The sequence below is a fragment of the Pseudomonas ogarae genome (assembly GCF_014268695.2).
GTDB lineage: Bacteria > Pseudomonadota > Gammaproteobacteria > Pseudomonadales > Pseudomonadaceae > Aquipseudomonas > Aquipseudomonas kilonensis.
Map to the genome: position 1 here is coordinate 563,424 of NZ_CP077086.1, position 23,890 is coordinate 587,313.

The window sequence follows — 23,890 nt, forward strand, 5'->3', positions numbered from 1 at the left end:
TAGGCTTTGGGCATCGCAGCAGTCAAAGGAGCGACCGCGCATGCACAGCACCCTGGAACAGGTTTTCGGTTATCCACAGTTTCGTCCCGGTCAGGAGGCGGCCATCGGCGCCGTGCTGGCCGGTCGGTCGGCGGCGGCCATTTTCCCCACCGGCTCGGGCAAGTCCCTGTGTTATCAATTGTCGGCCCTGCTCTTGCCGCACCTGACCCTGGTGGTCTCACCGTTGCTGGCGCTGATGCAGGACCAGTTGGCGTTCCTCAAGCGCCACGGCATCGCGGCGGCGAGTATCGATTCGGCCCAGGGCCGTGACGAAACCAACGATGCCATGGCGCGGGCCCGTTCGGGCGAGTTGAAGATCCTGATGATCTCCGTGGAGCGCCTGAAGAACGAGCGCTTTCGCAATTTCCTGCAGCAGGTGCCGATCTCGTTGCTGGTGGTGGACGAGGCCCACTGTATTTCCGAATGGGGGCATAACTTCCGACCTGACTACCTCAAGCTTCCCGATTACCAGCACCAGTTCAACATTCCCCTGGTTTTGCTGCTGACGGCCACCGCCACACCCAAGGTCATCGCCGACATGCAGGCGAAATTCGCCATCGCTGCCACGGATGTGGTGACGACCGGTTTCTATCGGGCAAACCTCAATCTGCTGGTCGAGCCCGTGCTGGGTGCCGACAAGCGCGCACGGCTGGTGCAATGGCTGGGCGAGCGGGCCGGGCAACCGAGCATTGTCTATGTCACCTTGCAGCGAACCGCCGAGCAGATCGCCGAACACCTGGGCCAGCACGGTATCGTGGCCGAGGCCTATCACGCCGGTTTGCCCCATGAACAACGCGAAGATATCCAGCGGCGGTTCATGGGCGGGCAATCCAATTGCATCGTCGCGACCATCGCTTTCGGCATGGGCATCGACAAGAGCGATATCCGCAATGTCGTGCATTTCGACCTGCCCAAATCCATCGAGAACTACAGCCAGGAAATCGGCCGGGCCGGGCGGGATGGTCAGCCGTCCGATTGCCTGGTGCTGGCCAACCGCGACAGTCTCAACGTGCTGGAAAACTTTGTGTATGGCGATACGCCGGAACTTGCAGGCATTCGTTGCGTGCTCGATGAACTCAAGGCCGCCGGCCCCGATGGGCAATGGGAGTTCTTGCTGGGACCATTGGCGGACCAGAGCAACATCCGGCAACTGCCGCTCAAGACGCTGCTGGTCCAGTTGGAGCTGCGCCGGCTGATCGCGCCACGCTATGCCTATTTCGCGGAGTACCGCTTCAAGTTCCTGACGGAGCCACAAGAGCTGCTGGAGCGCTTCGAAGGCGAGCGAAGGGACTTCGTCTCGGCCATCATCCAGACCTCCAGTCGCGCCCGGGCCTGGGCTACGGTAAATTTCGACGGGATGTACCAGCAGTATCACGCTGAGCGTAATCGCGTGGTCAAAGCGCTGGATTATTTCCAGGAAAAGGGCTGGATCGAGCTGGAAAGCAAACAGATGACCGAGGTGTACAGCGTGTTGGACGTGGACCTGGATGTGCAGGTCTTGAGTGCCGAGCTGCATGCCTATTTCACCCGGCACGAGCACGGTGAAATCGCGCGGATCCACGCCATGCTCGAGTTGTTCGCCACCGACCATTGCCTGGGTTACCGCCTGGCGCAATATTTCGGCGATGACAATGCGCCACGCCAGTGCGGCCATTGTTCGGTGTGCCATGGGCATGTCGCTCGCCTGCCGGAGCCGCCTGTGTTGCCGGCGCTTGTGGATAAAAACTTCGAGGCGCTGTGTGGTGACTTTATCCACAAGCACGAGCAGCATAGCGGCAGCGTGCCGTCTGCCGAGCGCCTCACCCGCTTCCTGTGCGCAATCAGCGTGCCGCTGTTCACCCGATTGAAGGCGCGGAAGATCCACGGCTATGCCGCACTGGAAGCGTATCCATACGCTGAAGTTCGCCAGTGGATCCAAGCGCACCTGTGAGCTGTATCCATCCGCTGAATGCCCTTCATCACACGAATAAATTTCAAAAATATTCGGCGGCTGACTAAGGTGAAGGCTGTCTTCGGATCGCCAACAAGAGAGCCAACATGAACCAGACACCTTTCGATATTCAGCGTGCCGCGGTGGTCGGAGCAGGCACCATGGGCAGGGGCATCGTGATGTGCCTGGCCAACGCTGGCGTGGCGGTGCAGTGGGTCGACAACAATCCACAGATGCTCGAGCAGGCACTGGTCGCCGTGGCCGAGACCTATGCCCATGGTGTGCGCCAGGGCCGTATCGACCAGGGTGAGGCCGATGCGCGGATCGCCCGGGTGACACGGGCGGAGGATTACGCGGCAATCCGCAATGTGGACCTGGTGATCGAAGCGGTTTACGAAAACCTTGAGCTCAAACAGAAAATCTTTCGTGAGCTGGACGGCCTGCTCAAGCCCGAAGCCATCCTGGCGAGCAACACCTCGGCGCTGGACATCAATGCTATCGCCGCTGTCACCCGCCGGCCAACCCAGGTCCTGGGCCTGCATTTTTTCAGCCCGGCGCACATCATGAAGCTGCTGGAAATCGTCCGCGGCGCACAAACCTCCAAAACGGTGCTGGACGCGGCGTTGGTGCTGGGCAAGCGCATGGGCAAGGTCAGCGTTGTATCGGGCAATTGCCATGGATTCATTGGCAACCGAATGCTTCATCCTTATGTGCTGGAAGCGCGCAAGATGCTGCTGGAGGGGGCATTCCCCCATCAGGTGGATGCGGCGTTGCAAGGCTTTGGCTTCGCCATGGGACCGTTTCGTATGTACGACGTGGTTGGCATCGATCTGGAGTGGCGCGCCCGTGAGCTGGCGGGCAAGGGCCAGGACGCGCCCGAGGTGCAAGTGGACAACCGTTTGTGCGAGCTGGGGCGGTTCGGCCAGAAAAGCGGCAATGGGTACTATCACTATGAGCCGGGCAGTCGACAGGCCGAGCATGATGTCGAGGTGGATGCGCTGGTACTAGGGGTCAGTGAAGCGCTGGGTTTCCAGCGACGCGAGATCGGCCCGGAAGAAATCCTCGAGCGGTGCTTGCTGGCGCTGGTCAACGAGGGGGCAAAGATCCTGCAGGAAGGCATTGCCGAGTCGGCCCACGATATCGACCTGGTCTACCTGAACGGTTACGGCTTCCCAGTGGACAAGGGCGGGCCGATGGCTTGGGCCGACGGGCAGGGGCTGGAGAATATCCACACACGCCTGCTGGAGCTCGAAACGAAGCAGGGCGACCAGTGGAAGCCCGCGCGCCTGATCGGTGAGCTGGCAGCGCAGGGCAAGGGGTTCGCGCAGGCCTGAGGCCGTGCAACGCCAGGATCATTGAACAACCATGACGGACACCTGATGCCCCAACGCAACGAATACCCATACTTGCAAGCCATCACCACGCGCTGGCACGACAACGATGTGTACGGTCACGTCAATAACGTCACCTACTACAGCTTTTTCGATAGCGCAGTGAATACCTACCTGATCGAAGTTGGCGGCCTGGATATCCATGACGGAGAGGTGGTGGGGTTCGTGGTGAGTTCAGCCTGCGACTACTTTGCCTCGATTGCCTTTCCGGACCGGATTGAAATTGGCCTGCGGGTCGGCAAGCTGGGCAGCAGTTCGGTGCAATACGAGCTGGCGGTGTTCAAGGCGGGCGAGGAGGAGGCTTGCGCGGCGGGACGTTTTGTTCACGTATTCGTGGACCGGGCGTCGAATCGGCCAGTGGCGATTCCGGATCGGCTGCGTGGGGCTTTGGAACAGTTGGTGGTCTGAAACAAAAAATCGCAGCCTCCTGCCAGCTCTGGGAGCTGCCGGAGGCTGCGATCTTCAACGGCGGATATCAGTCAGCCGTTAGTCGCGGTAGTGGCGATGATGTTTTTTGCGATGCCCGTAGGCATGGCCGCGACCTGGGTGGCCGTCACGGTAGTAGCGGCGGTCACCACGGCGACCGTCATAACGACGATCATCGTCATCGTCCTTGCCCATGTAGTTACCCAGCGCGCCACCAGCGCCGCCGCCCGCCGCCGCACCGATCAGGCTGCCAGTGGTGCCGCCAACGCTACGGCCGACCACGTTACCGCCGGCTGCGCCCAGCGCACCGCCGATCGCTGCTTCGCCGCGGCTGCGTTTGTCTGCACCGACTGCACTGCCGCCCGCACCGCCCAGCGCCGCGCCGATAGTGGAACCGGTGTTGCCGCCCAGGGACTGGCCGACGACCGAACCCAAAACCCCGCCCAATGCGCCGCCCACGCCTGCTTCGGCAGTGCCACCGGCAGAAGCGATGCCACTGGTCAGGCTAAGGGACAACAAGAGAATGGAGGAGAACTTCATAGAGGAGCCTCAAAGGGATGACGGCGCGATCCTGAGGCTGGCTTCGCTTGGTTACAATAGAAATCCGACGAGTAACACGACTTGTGCACAATTCTCTAAGTTATTGTTTTTTAGTGGGAACTTAAGACGAATTGGCCGGTCTTTAGCTACTTCGGACAGGCCGTTTTCTATGGAAAACGGCCTTTTTTGTGGGCGTTCGAAAAGATGTGAGTGTGGGAGCAAAGCTTGCTCCCACACAACCTAATCTACTCGCACGCTATATCAGGCCGACTTGGCCAGGATCAGTCCATCCTCACTCGCCGCTTCCAGGCGGATCGCGACGAATTTCGACGTTGGGGTATGGCTGCCGTCGCCCGTGCTTTCCAGTGGCACCAGCGGGTTCACTTCAGGGTAGTAGGCCGCTGCCTGCCCGGCGGGTATGTCGAACGCCAGCAGGGTAAAGCCCTTGACCCGGCGTTCACGCCCGTCATCCCAGAGCGAGACGATGTCGGCTTTCTGTCCCGGCTTGAAGCCCAGGCGAATGATGTCCGCTTCGTTGGCAAACAACACGTCACGCTGGCCCTTCACACCGCGATAGCGGTCATCCAGGCCATAAATGGTGGTGTTGTACTGATCGTGGGAACGCATGGACTGCATGATCAGGTCGGGCAACTGGCCGGTGGCCCGAGTGCGTTCATGCACAAGGTCGGTCGGCAACCGGTTGGGCTTGAAGTTGGCGCGGCCCGACGGGGTGTTCCAGCGCCGCGAGCCGGCGCTGTTGCCCAGATAGAATCCGCCGGGGTTCTTCAGCTTTTCGTTGAAGTCCTTGAAGCCGGGTACGGTCTCGGCGATCAGATCGCGGATGCGACTGTAGTCGGCCACCAGCCAGTTCCAGTCCACCGGGCGGCTACCCAGCGTGGCGGCGGCAATGCCGGCGATGATCCACGGTTCAGAGCGCATCTGGTTCGACAGCGGCTGCAACTGGCCCCTGGAGGCATGCACCATGCTGAAGGAGTCTTCCACGGTCACCGCTTGCGCACCTTCGGTCTGCAGGTCGATGTCGGTGCGACCCAGGCACGGCAGGATCAGCGCCTCCTTGCCGTGAGCCAGATGGCTGCGGTTGAGCTTGGTGCTGATCTGCACCGTCAGGTCGCAATTGGCCAAGGCCTGGAACGTGCGATGGCTGTCCGGTGTGGCTTGGGCAAAGTTTCCGCCCAGGGCGATGAACACCTTCGCCTGGCCGTCGGCCATGGCGTGGATCGCCTCGACTACGTTGTGGCCGTTTTCACGCGGCACCTTGAATTGGAAGCGCCGCTCCAGCGAGTCGAGGAACGCCACTGGCGGACGCTCGTTGATGCCCATGGTCCGGTCGCCCTGAACGTTGCTGTGGCCGCGTACCGGACACAGGCCTGCGCCTGGCCGGCCGACGTTGCCGCGCAGCATCATCACGTTGGCGATTTCCTGGATGGTCGCCACCGAATGACGGTGCTGGGTAATACCCATCGCCCAGCACATGATCACGTTCTCGCTTTTGGCGTACATGCGCGCCGCTTGCTCGATGTCGACCAGGGTCATGCCCGATTGCTCGACGATCTGTTCCCACGGCGTATCGTCGACCGCAGCCAGGTAGTCCAGCACGTTGGTGCTGTGTTCGTTGAGGAACGCGTGGTCGAACACCGCCGCAGCGCCAGTGTTCTGCGCTTCGCGCTCCCACTGCAGCAGGAACTTCGCCATGCCGCGCAAGATCGCCATGTCGCCACCCAGGGCCGGGCGGAAATAGGCGGTGTTGGTCGGCTTATTGCCGTTGGTGAGCATTTCGATCGGGCTCTGCGGATGCTGGAAGCGCTCCAGGCCACGCTCCTTGAGCGGGTTGATGCAGACCACTTGGGCGCCGCGTTTCACCGCCTCGCGCAGCGGTTCGAGCATCCGCGGATGGTTGGTGCCGGGGTTCTGGCCCCAGACGAAAATCGCGTCGGCGTGCTCGAAATCGTCGAAGGTCACCGTGCCCTTGCCCACGCCCACGCTCTGGGACAGCGCTACGCCGCTGGCCTCGTGACACATGTTCGAGCAGTCGGGGAAGTTGTTGGTGCCATAGGCGCGCACGAACAGTTGATACAAGTAGGCCGCTTCGTTACTGGCTCGGCCCGAGGTGTAGAACTCGGCCTGGTTCGGGCTGGACAGCCCTTGCAGGTGCTTGCCGACCAGGGCGAACGCCGCTTCCCAACTGATGGGCTTGTAGCGGTCGGTTTCGGCGTCGTAGCGCATTGGCTCGGTCAGGCGACCCTGGTACTCGAGCCAGTAGTCGCTCTGCTCCAGCAGTGAGCTCACGCTGTGCTTGGCGAAAAATGCACCATCGACGCGGCGCTTGGTGGCTTCCCAGTTCACGGCCTTGGCGCCGTTCTCGCAGAACTTGACCACGCCGCTTTCCGGCGAATCACCCCAGGCACAACCTGGGCAGTCAAAACCGCCATTCTGGTTGGTCTTGAGCATCATGCGGATGTTCTTCAGCGCGTTGTCGCTGGTCAACCAGGCCTGAGCGACGCTGATCAGCGCTCCCCAGCCACCGGCCGGGCCCTTGTAGGGCTTGTAGCGCGGTACGGGTTTCTGGTCGGCTTGTTGATGATTGCTCACGCTTGTTTCTCCATCGCAGGGCTGTAGACCCGCGGCGCACTTTTTTGCGGCAGGTGGATGAGGTTGAGGTTGTGTTGGCGGGCCCACTGCACCGCAAGGCCCGTGGGTGACGACAGGCTGACCAGGGTCTGGATGCCGGCCCGCAGGACTTTCTGGATCAGTTCGAGGCTGCAACGGCTGGTGACGATCGCCACGCCGCCGGCCACCGGGATCTGCTGCCGGATCAATGCGCCGATCAGCTTGTCGAGGGCGTTGTGTCGGCCAATGTCTTCGCGACCCAGCAGCAATTCGCCCTGGGCGTTCATGAACAGCGCGGCGTGGACTGCGCCGCAGTACTGGCCCAGGGGCTGGAACTGGCTGATACGGTCACGCAGGCCATCAAGCCACTGGGCCGGTGGCAGCGGTGCGCCGGGCAGCACCTTGAGGTTTGGCAATGCCTGTTCCACTGCTTCCACGCCGCACAAGCCGCAGCCACTGGTGCCCGTCAATTGCCGGCGTTGCTGCTTGAGGTTCCAGAAGGCACGGTTGGCGATGGTCACCTCGGCATGGTGCGCAGCACCCGTACCGCTCAGTTGCAGGTCATAGATGTCCGATGAGTCTTCAATGATGCCGCTGCCGAGGCTGAAGCCGACGATGAAGTCTTCAAGGTCGGTGGGGGTGACCAGCATGACCGCCTGGCTGATGCCGTTATAGGCAATCGCCAGCGCCACTTCCTCGGCCAGCGCGGTGCTGTCCGATTGGGAGTGGTCCAGGTTGCAGTAGCGATAGCTCTGGCTGGCGGCCGGCGCGGATGTTTCCATCGCAGGCGCTGGACTGACCGGAGGCTTGTCGTTCATAGGCATCACTGAAAGTAGGAATAGTGTTAAGACTAAATGCGGCAATCTGCCACGTCTAATCGCTATTACTGATCTTCCAATAGATGACGTCGATCAAGAAGTCGTCGCTGATTTCTGATAAAGGGCAAAACAGGCCTCTGCCAAGGCCGAGCGTGGGGCGCCGCGTCGCATGATCAGGCCCAGCGGGACTAACGTCTGTGCGCTTTCGATGGGTTGGATGCGCAAGTCTTCGGTCAGCACATTCAGGCCGCTGTCCAACGGCATCACCGCGCAACACAGCCCGCCGTGCACAGCTTGTAACAATTGATGCACCGCGTCGGTTTGCAACAGCGGTTGAGGCGTGAGGCCCCGGCTGTGGAAGTTGTGATCGATGGATTGGCGAAAATGCATGCCACTGGTGAGCATGCCCAGGGGCAGTTCGATCAGCGCTTCCCAGCTAAGCGGTTGTTCGCCGAAAAAGAAAAAGCGCTGGTCGTAGAGCAAGCCCATGCGGGTGTGGCTGAAGGGCAGGGCTTCGAAACGTTCGTTGTCCAGGCGTTCCAGATAGGAAATACCCAGGTCGATACGGTTGTTCGCCAACTGTTCAAGGATGCGTTCGGAGCTCAGGGACGACAATTCGAAACGCAGGCTGGGGTGCTCGGCGTGCAAGCGCTGCATCATTGCCATCGGGTCGAAGTCCGACAGCGGCACCACGCCCAGGCGCAGTGTACCCACCAGGTTGCCGCGACAGGCCGCCGCTTCGGCCTGCAGCCCGTCATAGGCCGCCAACACCGTGCGCGCCCAGGCCAGCACCCGTTCCCCCGGCGCGGTGAAACCTTCAAAGCGCTGGCCGCGGTTGACCAGCGGCAGGTCGAGCTCTTCTTCAAGGCTGCGCAGGCGCATCGACAGGGTCGGCTGGGTGATGTGGCAGCGTGCGGCGGCTTGGCCGAAGTGGCGGGTTTCGTCGAGCGCGATGAGAAATTTCAGCTGCTTGATGTCCATCTTCGCTCCAGGGCGCGGGAAGGTTCGGATTCTAGCGCTTGCGCGTGGCGGGGTCATTGGTCGGTTGGGAACCGGGTTCGTCTCGCCTGGTCTAGTCTTTGCGTCTGGACACTTAAATCAAGGAGCGTATGCCATGAGTATCTTTAGCTTTGTGAAGGAAGCCGGTGAAAAGCTGATCGACCTGCTGACCCCCGGCAATGCCAATGCCAGCGAACAACTGAAAGAGCATATTGAAAAGGTCGGCCTGGGTAATCCGAATGTCCAGGCGACCATCGACGGCGACAAAGTCATCGTCACCGGTGAAGTAGCGAGCCAGGAAGAGAAGGAAAAGATCCTGTTGGCGGTGGGCAATATCGCAGGTGTCGGCAGTGTCGACGACCAGATTACGGTGACTGGTCCGGTGGCTAAAGAGGCCAAGTTTGTGACAGTCGAAAAAGGTGACACCTTGAGTGCCATTTCCAAGCGTGTTTATGGTGATGCGAATAAGTACCAGAAAATTTTCGAGGCCAACAAACCGATGCTGTCGCACCCGGACAAGATCTATCCGGGGCAGGTGTTGCGTATTCCCGAGTAACCTTCAGGCCTGACAGCCCGGATGTTGTCGATCGAGTGCATATCCATTGCTGCGGTAACGGCGGCTTATGGTTCCGCTCTTACAGCGGGTCACTTTTGAAGAGCGCAAAAGTAACCAAAACGCTCTTGCCCCACCACTCGGCACCTCGCCTAGGCTCGGTGTGCCCTCACTCCGGCATTGCTCCGTGGGCCCGCCGCGAAGGGCCGTCCATGGCCCAGCGCGGCTACCCCGGCATCCATGCCGGGATGCCCACTCCACAATGCCTGCGTTCGGCCAGCGTGGTTAACGGGGCGCCGAGATCAACGTCCACCACGAGGCGGCCTAGTAGCCGACCTGGCTCTCCCGGTCGTACACCCATCAGCTCTGTTTGAGCAGGACCTGTGGGAGCAAAGCTTGCTCGCGAGGCGGCCTGACAGCCGACCTGACTCTCCCGGCCGTACACCCGTCAGATCTTTTTGGGCAGGACCTGTGGGAGCAAAGCTTGCTCGCGAGGCGGCCTGACAGCCGGCCTATTTCTCCGGCCGTGCCCCGATCCAACTGTGGGAGCGAGCCTGCTCGCGATGAGTACGACACGGTTCAAAGCCCGGCAATCAAGTCCCGATAATCCCCCAACGCCTCAAACTCCCCCGTGTCCTTCGGTCCTTTGCGGCTATCCGGCTCGCTCACGGCCAGCAAGTGCGCCACGCCGAAGTCCCGGGCGCTGCGCAGCACCGGCAGGGTGTCGTCGATGAACAGGCTGCGGGCCGGGTCGAAATTCAAGTCGGCTTGCAGCGCATCCCAGAATTGCGGGTTTTCCTTGGGAAAACCGTAGTCATGGGAACTGATCAAGCGGTCGAAGTAAGGGGCCAGTTCGATGCGTTCCAGCTTCAAGGACAATGAATCGCGATGGGCGTTGGTGATCATCACCACGCGTTTGCCGGCCCGCTGGATCGCCGCCAGGAAGGTATCGGCGTCCGGGCGCAAGGCGATCAGGTGCGCGGTTTCCAACTTCAGTTCGCGCACCGGCAGTTTCAGCTCGGTGCTCCAGAAATCCAGGCAATACCATTGCAACTGGCCAGCGTTGCGCTCGAACAGCGGTTGCAGCTCCATCTCGGCCATCGCCCGGCTCACGCCATGCAGTTCGGCGTAGCGCTGGGGCAGGTGTTCGAGCCAGAAATGGTTGTCGTAATGCAGGTCCAGCAGGGTGCCGTCCATGTCCAGCAGAACCGTATCGATCTCATGCCAGGGCAGCAAAGCCATAAAACTTCTCCAGCGGTAATCGGATATCCGACACAAACAATCAGAATAGGCCGGGTATAGTAGCCCGCTATCGCCCAGGGAGCCGTTTATGCGCCAGAAACCCACCATACTCGATCGCCAGATCGTCGCTACCAGCCGCCTGTTTTGCGTGGAAGAACTGAAATTGCGGTTTTCCAACGGTGTTGAGCGCACCTATGAACGTCTGGCGAGCAAGGGGGCGGGCTACGGCGCGGTGATGATCGTGGCGATGCTCGATGCCGACCACGCGGTGCTGGTGGAAGAGTATTGCGGTGGCACCGACGCCTACGAACTGTCCCTGCCCAAGGGCTTGATCGAGCCAGGCGAAGACGTGCTGGCGGCGGCCGAACGGGAGCTCAAGGAAGAGGCTGGTTTCGGTGCGCGCCAGTTGGAACACCTGACCGAGCTGTCGTTGTCCCCCGGCTACATGAGCCAGAAGATCCAGGTGGTGCTGGCGACCGATCTGTATGAAGAACGGCTGGAGGGTGACGAGCCCGAGCCGATGCGCGTGGACAAGGTCAACCTGCGTGAGCTGTCGGCCCTGGCACAGAACCCGCAGTTCACCGAGGGCCGGGCCTTGGCGGCGCTGTACCTGGCCCGTGACCTGCTGGCCCAGCGTGGAGCATTCCTGTCATGACATTTCCTCATTCGCTGATGGCCCCGGTGGTCGAGCTGGCGCTCAAGGCCGGCGAGGCAATCCTGCCGTTCTGGCGCGCCAACGTGCAGGTCAACCACAAGGCCGACGAGTCGCCGGTGACGGCCGCAGACATGGCCGCTCATGATGTGATCGTGGCCGGGCTGATGGCACTGGCCCCGGATATTCCGATCCTCTCCGAAGAAGACGCCGATATTGCCCAAAGCGTGCGCGCCGGCTGGCATCGCTGGTGGTTGGTGGACCCGTTGGATGGCACCAAGGAATTCATTTCCGGTAGCGAGGAGTTCACCGTCAACATCGCGTTGGTGGAGCAGGGCCGTGTGGTGTTCGGGGTGGTGTCGATGCCCACCAATGGGCGCTTTTACGTCGGCGGCGCAGGGCTGGGTGCCTGGCGTGGCGACAAGGGCGGCGTGCCTTTGCCTATCGCGGTTCGTGACGTCCTGGCCCCGGGTGAAGCTTTTACCGTGGTCGCCAGCCGTCGGCACACCAGCCCGGAGCAGGAGCGCCTGCTGGATGGCCTGAGCGGGAGCCTGGGTGAGCTGCAACTGACCAGTATTGGCAGTTCGTTGAAGTTTTGCCTGGTGGCTGAAGGTGCGGCGGATTGCTATCCACGGCTGGCGCCGACCTCCCAATGGGACACCGCCGCCGCCCAGGGTGTATTGGAAGGTGCGGGTGGCGAGGTGTTGGACTTGAGCGGCGAACCGTTCTGTTATCCACCGCGTGAGTCGCTGCTGAATACGTCGTTTCTGGCGTTGCCGGCGAAAGCAGCTTGGCGTGGAAAATTGCTGGAGCTTGCTCGCTCTTAAGCCTGGCTCGATCCTTTGTGGCGAGGGAATTGTGGGAGCAAAGCTTGCTCGCGATACAGGCGCCTCGGTCCCTGAAAGACCGCAGCGCATCCATCGCGGGCAAGCCTTGCTCCCACACAGCGATGCCTCGCCACAAGTTTTTTAGCGGTGCAACACGTACTGCCCCTCAAACTGCACCGCCACCTCCTCGCTGCCGGTATTCATCACCCGCGTGTGCAACGCCAGCCGGGCCCGTCCGTAACGCCGGTAGGTGGCCAGGAAGCGCTTCCAGATCTTTTCCTCGGGCGCTTCGCACACGACCGTCGCATCGCGGGTCACCGGCAGTGGATAGCTGATCTGTCCTTCCTGAATCACGATATGCCCGTCTTCGATGCCTTCCTCGCGCAAGGCCAGGTGCAACCAGCCCCAGCCACCGAGCACCGCGCCGCAATACAGGCTGCCACCGAACATGGTGCTCTTGTGATTGACGTTGGCCGCAAGGGGCAAAGACAGGCGCAGTTGCCGGGCCTGCCAATCGAGCACCTTGAGGCCCATGTCCCGGGTCAAGGGGATGTCGTGGTGCAGGATTGATTCCAGGTAACGACTGTCGCGGTTCATTGCGGGGCCCTTTGCTTGAACGGGAAATGACGATAACTCAATCGGACTCATCGGCCGAACCGTGGCTGCTGTCGCCGAAGTTCAGCCCATGTTTGCGTAATTTGTCGTGCAAGGTCTTGCGTGGAATGCCCAAGGCTTCGGCCAGGCTGCGCACCGAGCTGTGGGGGCGGGCCAGTTCGGCAGCGATCAGGGTTTTCTCGAAGTTTTCCACCTGCTCGCTCAAGCCGCCACTGACCACTTCCACCGGTGCGCCGGGGCTGCCGTCTGGCGCGGCGTTGTCCAGGGCCAGTTCCAGGCCCAGGGCAAAACGTTCGGCGGCGTTCTGCAACTCTCGCACATTGCCCGGCCAACTGTGGCGCAGCAGCAACGCCCGTTGCGCCGGTTGCAATTGATGGGGCGGCAGGCCGTGGCGAGCGCTGGCTTCGTCGGCGAAGTGCTGGAACAGCATCAGCGCATCCTCTCCCCGTTCGCGCAATGGCGGTATGCGTAGCGGGGCGACGTTCAGGCGGTAATACAGGTCGGCGCGAAAACGCCCCTGGTCGGCGGCCTGGCGCAGGTCTTCCTTGGTCGCGGCGATCACGCGGATATCCAGCGGGATCTGTTGATTGCCCCCCAGCCGCTCCACCATGCGCTCTTGCAGCAGACGCAGCAGCTTGACCTGGACATCCAGGCTCATGCTTTCGATTTCATCCAGAAACAGTGTGCCGCCATTGGCGAACTCGAACTTGCCGATGCGGCGTTTCTGCGCGCCGGTAAACGCGCCGGGTTCGTGGCCGAACAGCTCGCTTTCCACCACCGACTCGGCCAGGGCCCCGGCGTTGATCGCCACGAAGGGGCCGTTGCGTCGGCCCGAAAGGTCATGCAATGCACGGGCGACCACTTCCTTGCCGGCGCCGGTTTCACCGAGGATCAACACGTCGGCGCGGGTGGCGGCCAATGCACCGATCTGCTCGCGCAGGCGCAACATCGGTGTCGATTGGCCGACCAGGCGGGCGCTGAGTTCATGGCGATCGCTCAGGGCCAGGCGCAGGCTGCGGTTGTCCAGCACCAATCGGCGCAAGGCCAGGGCCCGGCGTACGCTGTCGAGCAGGTGATCACTGGCGAAAGGCTTTTCCAAAAAGTCATAGGCCCCGGCGCGCATCGCCTGCACCGCCAGCGGCACGTCGCCGTGGCCAGTGATCAGCAGCACCGGCAGCTCTGAGTCCTGGGCGTGGAGTTCGCTCAGCAATTCGAGGCCGTCCATGCCCGGCATGCGAATATCACTGACCACCACCCCCGGCCAGTCACGGGGCAGTTGCGCGGCCACGCCCTTGGCTTCGGCCAGGGGCAGGATTTTCAGGCCGGCCAGGTCGAGGGTCTGGCTCAAGGCCTGACGCAAATGGGGATCGTCGTCGATCAACACCACCTCAATCCGGTTGTCGATGGTCATACACTTCGGTCCTCGGACGGTTGCAGGCTCACCCCGGGGGCGCCAGTGCGCAGTTTCAGGGTAATCAGGGCGCCGCCTTCCTTGTGGTTGGCGAACGACAGTTCGCCGCCAAAGGCGCGCATCAAGGTGTCGCAGATCGCCAGCCCCAGGCCAAGGCCCTGGGTGCGCGTCTTGGTGGTGTAGAAGGGTTCGCCGGCGCGGCCCAGGGCCTCCATGCAAAACCCCGGGCCGTTATCGCGGATGTACAGGTTGACGCCGGTTTCGGTGGCCTGGGCACTGAGCCAGAGTTTGCGCGGCGGGCCTTTCTCGGTGAGGGCATCGAGGGCGTTGGCCAGCAGGTTGCCGAGCACCTGGCGCAAGCGGGTTTCGCCGGCCTCGACCCACAGCGTGGCGGCCGGCAAGTCGCGAATCAGTTCCACTTCCATGCTGCGTCGGCGTTTGGCGAGCAGGGCCAGGGCATCGTCCAGTGCTGGCTGCAGGGCGACGCTTTCCGGGGCATGGCGGTCGCGGCGGGCGAAGGCGCGCAGGTGGGCGATGATCGACGCCATGCGCCCGGTCAGTTCGCTGATCAGCTTGAGGTTGCCCCGGGCGTCGTCGGTGCGTTGGTGATCGAGCAAAATCTCGGCGTTTTCCGCGTAGCTGCGAATCGCGGCCAGCGGCTGGTTGAGTTCGTGGCTGATGCTCGCCGACATGGTGCCCAGGGCCGACAGCTTGCCGGCCTGCACCAGGTCATCCTGGGCGCGGACCAACTCCTGCTGGGCCTGTTCGCGCTCCAGCACTTCCTGCTTCAACCGTCGGTTCAGCCCTTCCAGGTCACTGGTACGCTCGGCCACCCGGCCCTCCAGCTCTTGGCGGGCCTTGGCTTCGAAGGCGATCCGATCCAGGTAATGGCGCCTGCGTTGCATCATCAACCCGAGCAACAGCATCAAGACCAGCAACGCCGCGCCACCGATGGCGACGACGGTGCGCACCGGACGATCAATCAGCGTGCGCGGGGCGAGAATGCTCACGCTCCAGCCAGTTTCCTCGATGGACTGGGTCTGGGTCAGCCAGGCGTTGGCGTCCAGGTTCAGCGGCTTGGGATCACGGGTCGGATACGGTTGTACCGCGCTGATGGCCTTGCGCTCATCGTCATTCAAGGGCCGGGTCGCGCGAAATCGCCATTCCTGTCGCGACGTAAGGATGACCACGCCGTTGTGGTCGGTCACCAGCAATTGTTCGGGGGTCTTGCCCCACAGGCTTTCGGTGTGGTCGAGGTCGACCTTGACCACCAGCACGCCGATGACTTTTTCGCGGTCGTGCACGGCGGCGGCAAAGAAGTAACCGCGCTTGGCCGACGTCGTGCCCAAGCCGAAGAAGCGGCCCAGGCGTCCGGCCATGGCTTCGATGAAGTACGGCCGGAAGGCGAAATTGCGCCCGACGAAACTGTCGTGTTTGTCCCAGTTCGACGCGGCCAGGGTCTTGCCGGAAGGGTCCATCAGGTACATGACTTCGGCGCCGGTCTGGGCGCTGATGTTTTTCAGCAGCCGGTTGGCGTTGCCTTGGGTCACGCCATCGTCCGGGGCCGACAAGGCGGCGCGCAAGGCCGGCAGCTCGCCGAGAATCTGTGGCAGCACCTCATAGCGATGCAGCGTGCCCAACAGGTTGGCGACGTAGAGGTCCAGGGTCTGGCGGTTCTGCCCGGCCAGTTCGCTGCGGTAATAACGTTCTGCCAGGTGCTCCAATGGCCACAGTAACGGCGCCAGGCACAGCGCGAGCAAGGCCAGGCTGCGCCAACGGGGTCTGCGGGGAAGGGTGGAATTCATGAGCCTCGGGCGCCTGTGGTGACAGGCGTATTATGCCTAGTTGCCTCGCAAATACTATTTGTAAGGCCTTACCAGGCTTGTCCGGCAAGGCACTGCTGCAGTGCGCTTCTCCAGTCCGGTTGGCTCACCCTCCATTCCTTGCGCAGGCGGGTGCAATCCAGGCGCGAGTTCAGCGGCCGAGGGGCCGGCGTCGGGTAAGCGCTAGACGCAATGGGCTCCAGCTGCGCACACGGTTTGTGTCGCTCGAGCAGGTTTTCGCCGATGGCCTGGGCGAAACCGAACCAGGACGTCTCACCTTGGGCCGTCAGGTGATAGGTACCCCAGGCGCCGGGGTGGCCGGCCTGCCAGCGCTCGATCAGTTGCGCCGTACTGTCGGCAATGGTACCGGCCCAGGTCGGTGCACCGATCTGATCGGCCACCACCCGCAGCTGCGGTTTTTCCTGCAACAGGCGCTGCATGGTCAACAGGAAATTTCGGCCCGCGGTGGAGTACACCCAACTGGTGCGCAGGATCAGGTGCTGGCCGCCAGCCTGGTGGATGGCGTTCTCGCCGGCCAGTTTGCTGCGTCCGTAGACACTCAGCGGGTTGGGCGTGTCGTCCTCGGTGTAGGGGAGGGGCTTGAGGCCATCGAAGACGTAGTCGGTGGAGTAGTGAATCAGCGGGACGCCCAGTGCAACCGCTGTCTGGGCCAGGATGCCAGGTGCCGTGGCATTGATGGCGAACGCCTGCTCCGGTTCACTTTCGGCCTGGTCGACGGCCGTGTGGGCGGCAGCGTTGATGATCAGGTCAGGCCTCAGCGCCTCGATGGGCGCGCGCAGGGCGTCCGGTTGCGCCAGATCGAGCTGGTCGCTGCCGCGCACGATCAACTCACCCAGGCCGCTCAGGCGCGATTGGAGCGCCCGGGAAACCTGGCCATTCCGGCCGATGATCAGGATACGCAAGGGGGCACTCATGGGAACAGGTCGGCCTCGTGCAGGGCCTTGCCGTTCTGGTCCTTGGCCGAAAGGATCGGCGTGCCGTCGAGCTCCCAATCGATGGCCAGCTGCGGGTCGTCCCAGCGAATGCAGCGTTCGGCCGATGGCGCGTAGTAGTCGGTGGTCTTGTAGAGGAAGTCTGCTGATTCGCTCAGTACGACGAAACCGTGGGCAAACCCTGGCGGCACCCACAGTTGCCGATGGTTCTGCGCCGACAGGCGTACGCTGGCCCACTGGCCGAAGGTCGGCGAGCTGCGGCGGATGTCCACCGCGACATCCAGCACCTCCCCCGCGGTGACGCGCACGAGTTTTCCCTGGGCCTGTTCGATCTGATAGTGCAGGCCCCGCAACACGCCCCGGGTGGAGCGTGAATGATTGTCCTGGACGAACTGCAGGGTGCAGCCGGTTGCTTCGGCAAACGCCCGGGCATTGAAGCTTTCGTAGAAAAACCCCCGGTCGTCGCCGAAGACTTTCGGTTCGATGACCAGGACGTCCGGCAAGCGGGTGGCGATGACGTTCAACGTGTCTCTCCGGCGATCTTGAACAGGTACTGGCCGTAGCCGGTCTTGCCAAAATACTGGGCGCGTTCAAGGACGTGCTCGCGGCTGACCCAGCCTTGCTGGTAGGCAATTTCTTCCAGACACGCGACTTTCAGGCCCTGGCGATGTTCGATTGTCTGCACGTATTGCGAGGCTTCCAGCAGGCTATCGTGGGTGCCGGTGTCCAGCCAGGCGAAACCACGGCCGAAGCGCTCGACGTGCAGGTCGCCGCGTTGCAGGTAGGCATTGTTGACGTCGGTGATTTCCAGTTCGCCGCGCTTGGACGGTTTGATGGCCTTGGCGATCTCGATCACGTCGTTATCGTAGAAATACAGGCCGGTCACCGCGTAGCTGGATTTGGGCGCGGTGGGCTTTTCTTCGATGGACATCGCCCGTCCTTCTGCATCGAAATCGATCACGCCAAAACGTTCAGGGTCCTTGACCCAGTAGCCGAACACTGTCGCGCCACTCTGCCGGTTGACGGCGGTCTGCAATTGTTCGCCGAAATGCTGGCCGTGGAAAATGTTGTCGCCCAGGATCAGGCACACCGAGTCGCTGCCAATGAACTGCTCGCCGATCAGGAACGCCTGGGCCAGGCCATCGGGCGTCGGCTGCTCGGCGTAGCTGAACTGCACGCCAAACTGCTGGCCGTCGCCCAACAGGTTGCGGTATTGCGGCAGATCCTGGGGGGTGGAAATCACCAGGATGTCTTTGATGCCGGCGAGCATCAGCACCGAGATCGGGTAATAAATCATCGGTTTGTCATAGATGGGTAATAACTGTTTGGAAACCCCGAGGGTAATCGGGTGCAGGCGGGTGCCGGAGCCGCCGGCCAGAACGATGCCCTTCATCATGCAATTGCATCCTTGTTGTCGAGCGAGCCCAGGCGCTCGCCCTGGTAGCTGCCGTCCTGGACGCGTTGGCACCACAGCAGGTTTTCGAGGTACCACTGCACGGTCTTGCGCAGCCCGGTCTCGAAGGTTTCCCGGGGTGTCCAGCCCAGTTCCCGCTCGATCTTGCCGGCATCGATGGCGTAGCGCAGATCGTGGCCGGGGCGATCCTGGACGAAGCTGATCAGGTCGGCATAGTGCTCGACCCCTTCGGGTTTGCGTGGCGCCAGTTCTTCGAGCAACGCGCAGATGCTGCGCACCACGTCGATGTTTTTCTGCTCGTTGTGGCCACCAATGTTGTAAGTCTCGCCGACCGCGCCTTCTGTGACGACCTTGAGCAGCGCACGGGCATGGTCTTCGACGAACAGCCAGTCGCGCACTTGCTGGCCGTTGCCGTAGACCGGTAATGGCTTGCCGGCCAGCGCATTGAGAATCACCAGTGGAATCAGCTTCTCGGGGAAGTGAAACGGCCCGTAGTTGTTCGAGCAGTTGGTCAACAGCACGGGCAAGCCATAGGTGCGTTGCCAGGCACGGACCAAGTGGTCGGACGCCGCCTTGCTCGCCGAATACGGTGAGCTTGGGGCATAGGCGGTGGTCTCGGTGAACAGATCATCCACACCGTGCAAGTCGCCATACACTTCGTCAGTGGAAATATGATGGAAGCGAAATGAGCGCTTCTGCGGCTCGGGCAGGGTCTGCCAATAAGCTCGAGTGGCTTCCAGCAGGCTGTAGGTGCCCACGATATTGGTCTGGATGAAGTCCGCCGGGCCATCAATGGAACGATCTACGTGGGACTCGGCCGCCAGATGCATGATGGCGTCAGGCTTGAATCGCGCCAGCACTGCACTGACGGTCGGTTGATCGATGATGTCGGCCTGGACGAATTCGTAGCGGCTGTCGTGATCGATGCTGCTCAGCGATTCAAGATTGCCGGCGTACGTCAGCTTATCGAGGTTCAGGACCTGGTGTCCGGTATCAAGAATCAAGTGCCGTATGAGCGCCGAGCCGATGAAGCCGGCACCGCCAGTGATGAGAATGCGCATCCGGGTAAGCCTTTTTTCGTAAGACGACAGAGCTTTGGGAGCATAGCTTGTCGGCATGGCGGGGGCGGTGCAAGCGAATATCCCATGGACACGTCCTCCCCATATAGCCGTTCAGGAGAGCTGTGCATATTTTTGAACAGGAGGGGTTGCTTATCCCTCGACTCAGTGGCGTGATAGGCATCCGAACAAAACCACCTCAGGGGTCGTTGTATGCCACTCGCTACGTTGGTTCACCGTGCCAGTTTGCCAAGCCCACAGATCAGCGCCGAGCAAGCGCTGGTGCTGTTGCGCTTGAATTACGGACTCAGCGGCGACCTGCGACCCCTTGGCAGCAACCAGGACCTCAATTACCGAGTCGACAGCGAGCTCGGGCGTTTTGTGTTGAAAATTTGCCACGGCGACTACGCTGTCCAGGAATTCCAGGCCCAACACGCTGCCCTCAAGCAGTTGGCCGGGCACGGCGCGGTGAAGGTGCCGCGGGTGATTACCGCCAGCAACGGCCAGGACCTGCTGACATTGGACGTCGACGGGCAAGCGGTTCATATGCGACTGCTGGAGTACATTGACGGGCAGTCCCTCACGCAGCTCAAACACCTGACGCCCGAGCTGGTGACCGGCCTGGGCCGCCTGTGCGCGGAAATGGACCTGGCCCTGGCGACATTCGACCACCCAGGCCTGGAGCGCACCCTGCAATGGGACGCGCGCCACGCCCCCGCCCTGATCGATCACCTGTTGCCTGTCATCGACGACGATCAGCGGCGCCAACTGATCGCCGAGGTCGCGCAACAGGCCGAGCGGCGCTTGCAGCCGCTCAAGGCCAGCCTGCCGGTGCAGGCGATCCACATGGACATCACCGATGACAATGTGGTCTGGCAGCGCGATGCCCACCGCCAGTGGCAATTGCAGGGCGTCATCGATTTCGGCGACCTGATCCGCACTTGGCGCATCACCGACTTGTCGGTGACCTGCGCCGCCCTGCTGCACCACGCCGACGGCGATCCGTTCTTTATCTTGCCGGCGATCAAGGCCTACCACGCGGTCAATCCCTTGCAACGTGAAGAGCTGCTGGCGCTATGGCCACTGGTCGTGGCACGCGCCGCGGTACTGGTGCTCAGCGGTGAGCAGCAGGTTTCCATCGACCCGGACAACCAATACAGCCGCGACAATCTGGCCCATGAGTGGGAGATTTTCCGGGTCGCCCATTCGGTGCCCCTCGAACTGATGGAAGCGGCGATTCTCACCGCCGTCGGCCACAGCCTGCCGGCCATTGCCAGCGAAGGCTTTGCGCCGCTGTTGCCGACCCTGGTGGGGCGTGAGTTCGCGCTGATTGACCTGGGTGTACTGAGCCCGCATTTCGAGGCCGGCAATTGGGAGCAACCGGGGATCGACCAGCGCCTGCTGAGTGAAGCCGCTGGCGTTCACGGCCTGGCCGCCAGCCGCTACGGGCAGTACCGGTTATCCCGCACCCGGCCGGACAGCGCCGTCGAGCCCGATACTTATCCACTGCACGTGGAGTTGAGCGTTCCTCGGGGGACGCCGCTCGAATCCCCGTTCGCTGGGGTCGTGCACAAGACGGCCGACGGCCTGTTGCAGCTGGACAGCGCGCAGTTGAGCGTGCGGCTGTGGGGCGTGACGTCGCCGCTGCATTCCGGCGCGGCACTGGTCAAGGGGCAGGTGCTGGGCGAAGTGACGGGACCGTTGCGGGTCCAGTTGTGCCGGGGCGCCCAGGTGGATCCACCGCTGTTCTGCACACCTTCCAGGGCATTGGCCTGGCAGGCGCTTTGCCCTTCGCCGGCGGTGCTGCTGGGGCTGGCTTGTGATGCCGAGCCGGAGATCGATCCCGAGGCGCTGCTTGCCCGGCGCGATGCGAGCTTTGCCCGTTCGCAGAAGCACTATTACGTCGATCCGCCGCGTATCGAGCGCGGCTGGCGCAATCACCTTATCGACATGCAGGGCCGCTCCTACTTGGACATGCTCAACAATGTCGCGGTGCTGGGCCACGGCCATCCACGCATGGCGGCAGTGGCTGCCCGGCAATGGTCGCTGCTCAATACCAACTCGCGTTTTCACTATGCGGCGATTGCCGAATTTTCCGAGCGCCTGCTGGCGCTATCGCCCTCCAACATGGATCGGGTGTTCCTGGTCAACAGCGGCACCGAGGCCAACGACCTGGCGATCCGCCTGGCCTGGGCCTACAGCGGCGGACGGGACATGCTCAGCGTATTGGAGGCCTACCACGGCTGGTCGGTGGCGGCCGATGCGGTCTCGACCTCCATCGCTGACAATCCCCAGGCCCTGAGCAGCCGCCCGGACTGGGTGCACCCGGTGACCGCGCCGAACACCTATCGTGGCGAATTCCGTGGCCCCGACACTGCGCCGGACTACGTGCGCAGCGTCGAACACAACCTGGCGAAAATCGCCGAGAGCAAACGCCAGCTCGCCGGTTTCATCTGCGAACCGGTGTACGGCAACGCCGGTGGGATCGCGCTGCCGCCCGGTTACCTCAAACAGGTCTACGCGATGGTGCGCGAGCGCGGTGGGGTCTGCATCGCCGACGAAGTACAGGTCGGTTACGGGCGCATGGGCGAGTTTTTCTGGGGTTTCGAAGAGCAAGGCGTAGTGCCGGACATCATCACCATGGCCAAGGGCATGGGCAACGGCCAGCCGCTGGGCGCGGTCATCACCCGCCGGGAAATCGCCGAGGCGCTGGAAGCCGAGGGGTATTTCTTCTCATCGGCCGGTGGCAGCCCGGTCAGCTGCCAGATCGGCATGGCGGTGCTGGATGTCATGGAAGAAGACAATCTCTGGGAAAACGCCCGGGTAGTGGGCGGGCATTTCAAGGCTCGGCTGGAGGCCTTGATCGACCGCTATCCATTGGTCGGCGCGGTACATGGCTCCGGGTTCTACCTGGGCGTGGAACTGATCCGCGACCGCGACACCCTGGAGCCGGCCACTGAAGAAACCACGGCGTTGTGCAACCGCCTGCGAGCGTTGGGGATCTTCATGCAACCGACCGGCGATTACCTGAACATCCTCAAGATCAAACCGCCGATGGTCACCACGCGCCAGAGCGTGGATTTCTTCGTCGATATGCTGGTGAAGGTCTTGGACGAGGGGCTGTAACTCATCTGGAACGCCAGGCTGTAAAGCTGTGTTCTCCTGTGGGAGCGGGCTTGCTCGCGAAAGCGGTGTGTCAGTCACCGCATAGGTCGCTGACCCGACGCCTTCGCGAGCAAGCCCGCTCCCACAGATATCTCGTTATAAAATCGATTTTTGTCGGTGTTTTCAGCTATTTTTTGATGGTGTTTAGTTTTTCTGACTTTATTAGTCGATATTTATCGTTTATAAAGTTGCCACAGCCCATCGCCCAGGAGATGACCCCATGACAACGTTGCACAGCACTCCCCGCGCGGATGGTTTCCACATGCCTGCCGAGTGGGCGACCCAGACCCAGGTCTGGATGATCTGGCCCGAGCGTCCGGACAATTGGCGCTTGGGTGGCAAGCCCGCGCAGGCCGCCCACGTAGCGGTCGCCAAGGCCATCGCCCGTTTTGAACCGGTGACTGTGGCGGTGTCTGCGGCCCAGTACGAAAATGCCCGGGCGCGTCTCGACGTGCCGAATATCCGCCTGGTGGAAATGTCCAGTGACGACGCCTGGGTCCGCGACACAGGGCCGACGTTTGTCATCAATGACAACGGTGAAGTGCGCGGTGTCGATTGGGATTTCAACGCCTGGGGCGGTTTCGACGGTGGCCTGTATGCGCCGTGGAGCCGTGATGCGCAAGTGGCCGGCAAGATCCTCGAGATCGAGCGCAGCCCGCGTTATCGCACCGAAGGTTTTGTGCTCGAGGGCGGCTCGATCCACGTGGACGGCGAAGGCACCCTGATCACCACCGAAGAGTGCCTGCTCAACCGCAATCGCAACCCGCACTTGAGCCGTGAAGAGATCGAGGCGGTGCTCAGCGCGCAGTTGGCGGTGGACAAGATCATCTGGCTGCCTGATGGTCTGTTCAATGACGAGACCGACGGCCATGTGGATAACTTTTGCTGCTACGTGCGGCCGGGTGAAGTCCTGCTTGCCTGGACCGACGACCCGCAAGACCCGAACTACACCCGCTGCCACGCAGCGATGAACGTGCTGCAAAACAGCACTGACGCCAAGGGACGCCCGTTCACAGTGCATAAAATGCCGATTCCGGGGCCGTTGTATGCCACCGAGCAAGAGTGTGCCGGCGTGGATGCGGTGGAGGGTTCCCAGGAGCGTAACCCGTCGGTACGGCTGGCCGGTTCCTACGTGAATTTCCTGATCGTCAACGGCGGCATCATTGCGCCAAGCTTTGACGATCCGCTGGACATGCCGGCCAGGGACATCCTGCAGAACCTGTTCCCGCAGCACGAAGTGGTCATGGTACCGGGGCGTGAACTGTTACTGGGGGGTGGGAATATCCATTGCCTTACACAACAGCAACCTGCGCCGCGGGCAAAATGAGTGGCGATGTAACAGCTGGGTGATATCGACCGCGCCGGCTCTAGGTCGGTGGTTTTGGATCCATCCCGGCAAGCCCGCG

General features: G+C 62.1%; 20 protein-coding genes. 8 read left to right on the forward strand and 12 right to left on the reverse strand.

What is annotated here, in order from left to right:
* The first annotated feature begins 40 nt into the window (after positions 1 to 40).
* The 3 genes from HU749_RS02390 (at position 41) to HU749_RS02400 (ending at position 3,768) form a co-directional block, all read left to right on the forward strand.
* Positions 41 to 1,969: a RecQ family ATP-dependent DNA helicase gene (locus HU749_RS02390; protein WP_186651439.1), complete on the forward strand. Its 1,929-nt coding sequence runs from the start codon at positions 41 to 43 to the stop codon at positions 1,967 to 1,969.
* A gap of 107 nt (positions 1,970 to 2,076) precedes the next feature.
* Positions 2,077 to 3,303 (forward strand): 3-hydroxyacyl-CoA dehydrogenase, encoded by a 1,227-nt coding sequence (locus HU749_RS02395; protein ID WP_186651437.1) that lies wholly within the window; start codon positions 2,077 to 2,079, stop codon positions 3,301 to 3,303.
* A 45-nt stretch (positions 3,304 to 3,348) separates the two neighbouring features.
* Entirely contained in the window at positions 3,349 to 3,768 is a 420-nt protein-coding gene (locus HU749_RS02400; RefSeq protein ID WP_046064049.1) for an acyl-CoA thioesterase, read from the forward strand.
* A gap of 78 nt (positions 3,769 to 3,846) precedes the next feature.
* On the opposite strand, the gene HU749_RS02405 is transcribed toward HU749_RS02400, so the two are convergent.
* The 4 genes from HU749_RS02405 to HU749_RS02420 form a co-directional block, all read right to left on the reverse strand.
* Entirely contained in the window at positions 3,847 to 4,326 is a 480-nt protein-coding gene (locus tag HU749_RS02405; RefSeq protein WP_079301466.1) for a glycine zipper domain-containing protein, read from the reverse strand.
* A 261-nt stretch (positions 4,327 to 4,587) separates the two neighbouring features.
* Complete coding sequence (locus HU749_RS02410) at positions 4,588 to 6,936, reverse strand: FdhF/YdeP family oxidoreductase (RefSeq protein WP_186651435.1); 2,349 nt, start codon at positions 6,934 to 6,936, stop codon at positions 4,588 to 4,590.
* A complete protein-coding gene (fdhD, locus tag HU749_RS02415) occupies positions 6,933 to 7,772 on the reverse strand; it encodes a formate dehydrogenase accessory sulfurtransferase FdhD (RefSeq protein ID WP_079301464.1) in 840 nt (279 codons plus the stop codon). The genes HU749_RS02410 and fdhD overlap by 4 nt, the downstream gene beginning before the upstream one ends.
* 93 nt (positions 7,773 to 7,865) lie before the next feature.
* Positions 7,866 to 8,753 (reverse strand): LysR family transcriptional regulator, encoded by an 888-nt coding sequence (locus HU749_RS02420; protein ID WP_014336050.1) that lies wholly within the window; start codon positions 8,751 to 8,753, stop codon positions 7,866 to 7,868.
* A 133-nt stretch (positions 8,754 to 8,886) separates the two neighbouring features.
* On the opposite strand from HU749_RS02420, the gene lysM reads away from it, so the two are divergent.
* Entirely contained in the window at positions 8,887 to 9,327 is a 441-nt protein-coding gene (gene lysM / locus HU749_RS02425; protein WP_046064053.1) for a peptidoglycan-binding protein LysM, read from the forward strand.
* A 576-nt stretch (positions 9,328 to 9,903) separates the two neighbouring features.
* Here lysM and yrfG read toward each other — a convergent pair.
* Positions 9,904 to 10,566, reverse strand: a complete 663-nt coding sequence (yrfG, locus tag HU749_RS02430; protein WP_046064054.1) for a GMP/IMP nucleotidase — start codon at positions 10,564 to 10,566, stop codon at positions 9,904 to 9,906.
* A gap of 88 nt (positions 10,567 to 10,654) precedes the next feature.
* On the opposite strand from yrfG, the gene nudE reads away from it, so the two are divergent.
* Together nudE and cysQ are read left to right on the forward strand one after the other, a co-directional pair.
* Positions 10,655 to 11,221 (forward strand): ADP compounds hydrolase NudE, encoded by a 567-nt coding sequence (gene nudE, locus HU749_RS02435; protein WP_079301501.1) that lies wholly within the window; start codon positions 10,655 to 10,657, stop codon positions 11,219 to 11,221.
* Complete coding sequence (gene cysQ / locus HU749_RS02440; RefSeq protein ID WP_186651433.1) at positions 11,218 to 12,045, forward strand: 3'(2'),5'-bisphosphate nucleotidase CysQ; 828 nt, start codon at positions 11,218 to 11,220, stop codon at positions 12,043 to 12,045. The genes nudE and cysQ overlap by 4 nt, the downstream gene beginning before the upstream one ends.
* Before the next feature lie 141 nt (positions 12,046 to 12,186).
* Here the strand turns inward: cysQ and HU749_RS02445 are convergent, their stop codons facing one another.
* The 7 genes from HU749_RS02445 to rfbB all read right to left on the reverse strand — a co-directional run bounded on the left by HU749_RS02445 (position 12,187) and on the right by rfbB (position 19,322).
* Positions 12,187 to 12,642 carry a YiiD C-terminal domain-containing protein gene (locus HU749_RS02445; protein WP_095974105.1) on the reverse strand — a complete coding sequence of 152 codons (456 nt, stop codon included), beginning with the start codon at positions 12,640 to 12,642 and terminating at the stop codon, positions 12,187 to 12,189.
* 37 nt (positions 12,643 to 12,679) lie between these two features.
* Positions 12,680 to 14,071: a sigma-54-dependent transcriptional regulator gene (locus HU749_RS02450; RefSeq protein ID WP_014336055.1), complete on the reverse strand. Its 1,392-nt coding sequence runs from the start codon at positions 14,069 to 14,071 to the stop codon at positions 12,680 to 12,682.
* Positions 14,068 to 15,876 carry a sensor histidine kinase gene (locus tag HU749_RS02455; RefSeq protein WP_079301503.1) on the reverse strand — a complete coding sequence of 603 codons (1,809 nt, stop codon included), beginning with the start codon at positions 15,874 to 15,876 and terminating at the stop codon, positions 14,068 to 14,070. Before HU749_RS02455 ends, HU749_RS02450 begins: the two co-directional genes overlap by 4 nt.
* A gap of 68 nt (positions 15,877 to 15,944) precedes the next feature.
* Positions 15,945 to 16,829, reverse strand: a complete 885-nt coding sequence (gene rfbD, locus HU749_RS02460) for a dTDP-4-dehydrorhamnose reductase (RefSeq protein ID WP_186651431.1) — start codon at positions 16,827 to 16,829, stop codon at positions 15,945 to 15,947.
* Positions 16,826 to 17,371: a dTDP-4-dehydrorhamnose 3,5-epimerase gene (gene rfbC / locus HU749_RS02465; protein WP_186651429.1), complete on the reverse strand. Its 546-nt coding sequence runs from the start codon at positions 17,369 to 17,371 to the stop codon at positions 16,826 to 16,828. The genes rfbD and rfbC overlap by 4 nt, the downstream gene beginning before the upstream one ends.
* On the reverse strand, positions 17,368 to 18,243 hold the full coding sequence (gene rfbA, locus HU749_RS02470; RefSeq protein WP_046064058.1) for a glucose-1-phosphate thymidylyltransferase RfbA: 876 nt from the start codon (positions 18,241 to 18,243) through the stop codon (positions 17,368 to 17,370). The genes rfbC and rfbA overlap by 4 nt, the downstream gene beginning before the upstream one ends.
* The gene (gene rfbB, locus HU749_RS02475) at positions 18,240 to 19,322 is read right to left on the reverse strand and encodes a dTDP-glucose 4,6-dehydratase (RefSeq protein WP_046064059.1); all 1,083 of its coding nucleotides are present in this window, start codon (positions 19,320 to 19,322) and stop codon (positions 18,240 to 18,242) included. The genes rfbA and rfbB overlap by 4 nt, the downstream gene beginning before the upstream one ends.
* A gap of 210 nt (positions 19,323 to 19,532) precedes the next feature.
* On the opposite strand from rfbB, the gene HU749_RS02480 reads away from it, so the two are divergent.
* Both HU749_RS02480 and aguA read left to right on the forward strand, forming a co-directional pair.
* Positions 19,533 to 22,445, forward strand: a complete 2,913-nt coding sequence (locus tag HU749_RS02480) for an aminotransferase (protein WP_186651427.1) — start codon at positions 19,533 to 19,535, stop codon at positions 22,443 to 22,445.
* 259 nt (positions 22,446 to 22,704) lie between these two features.
* Positions 22,705 to 23,811, forward strand: a complete 1,107-nt coding sequence (gene aguA, locus HU749_RS02485) for an agmatine deiminase (protein WP_079301506.1) — start codon at positions 22,705 to 22,707, stop codon at positions 23,809 to 23,811.
* Positions 23,812 to 23,890: the final 79 nt, after the last annotated feature.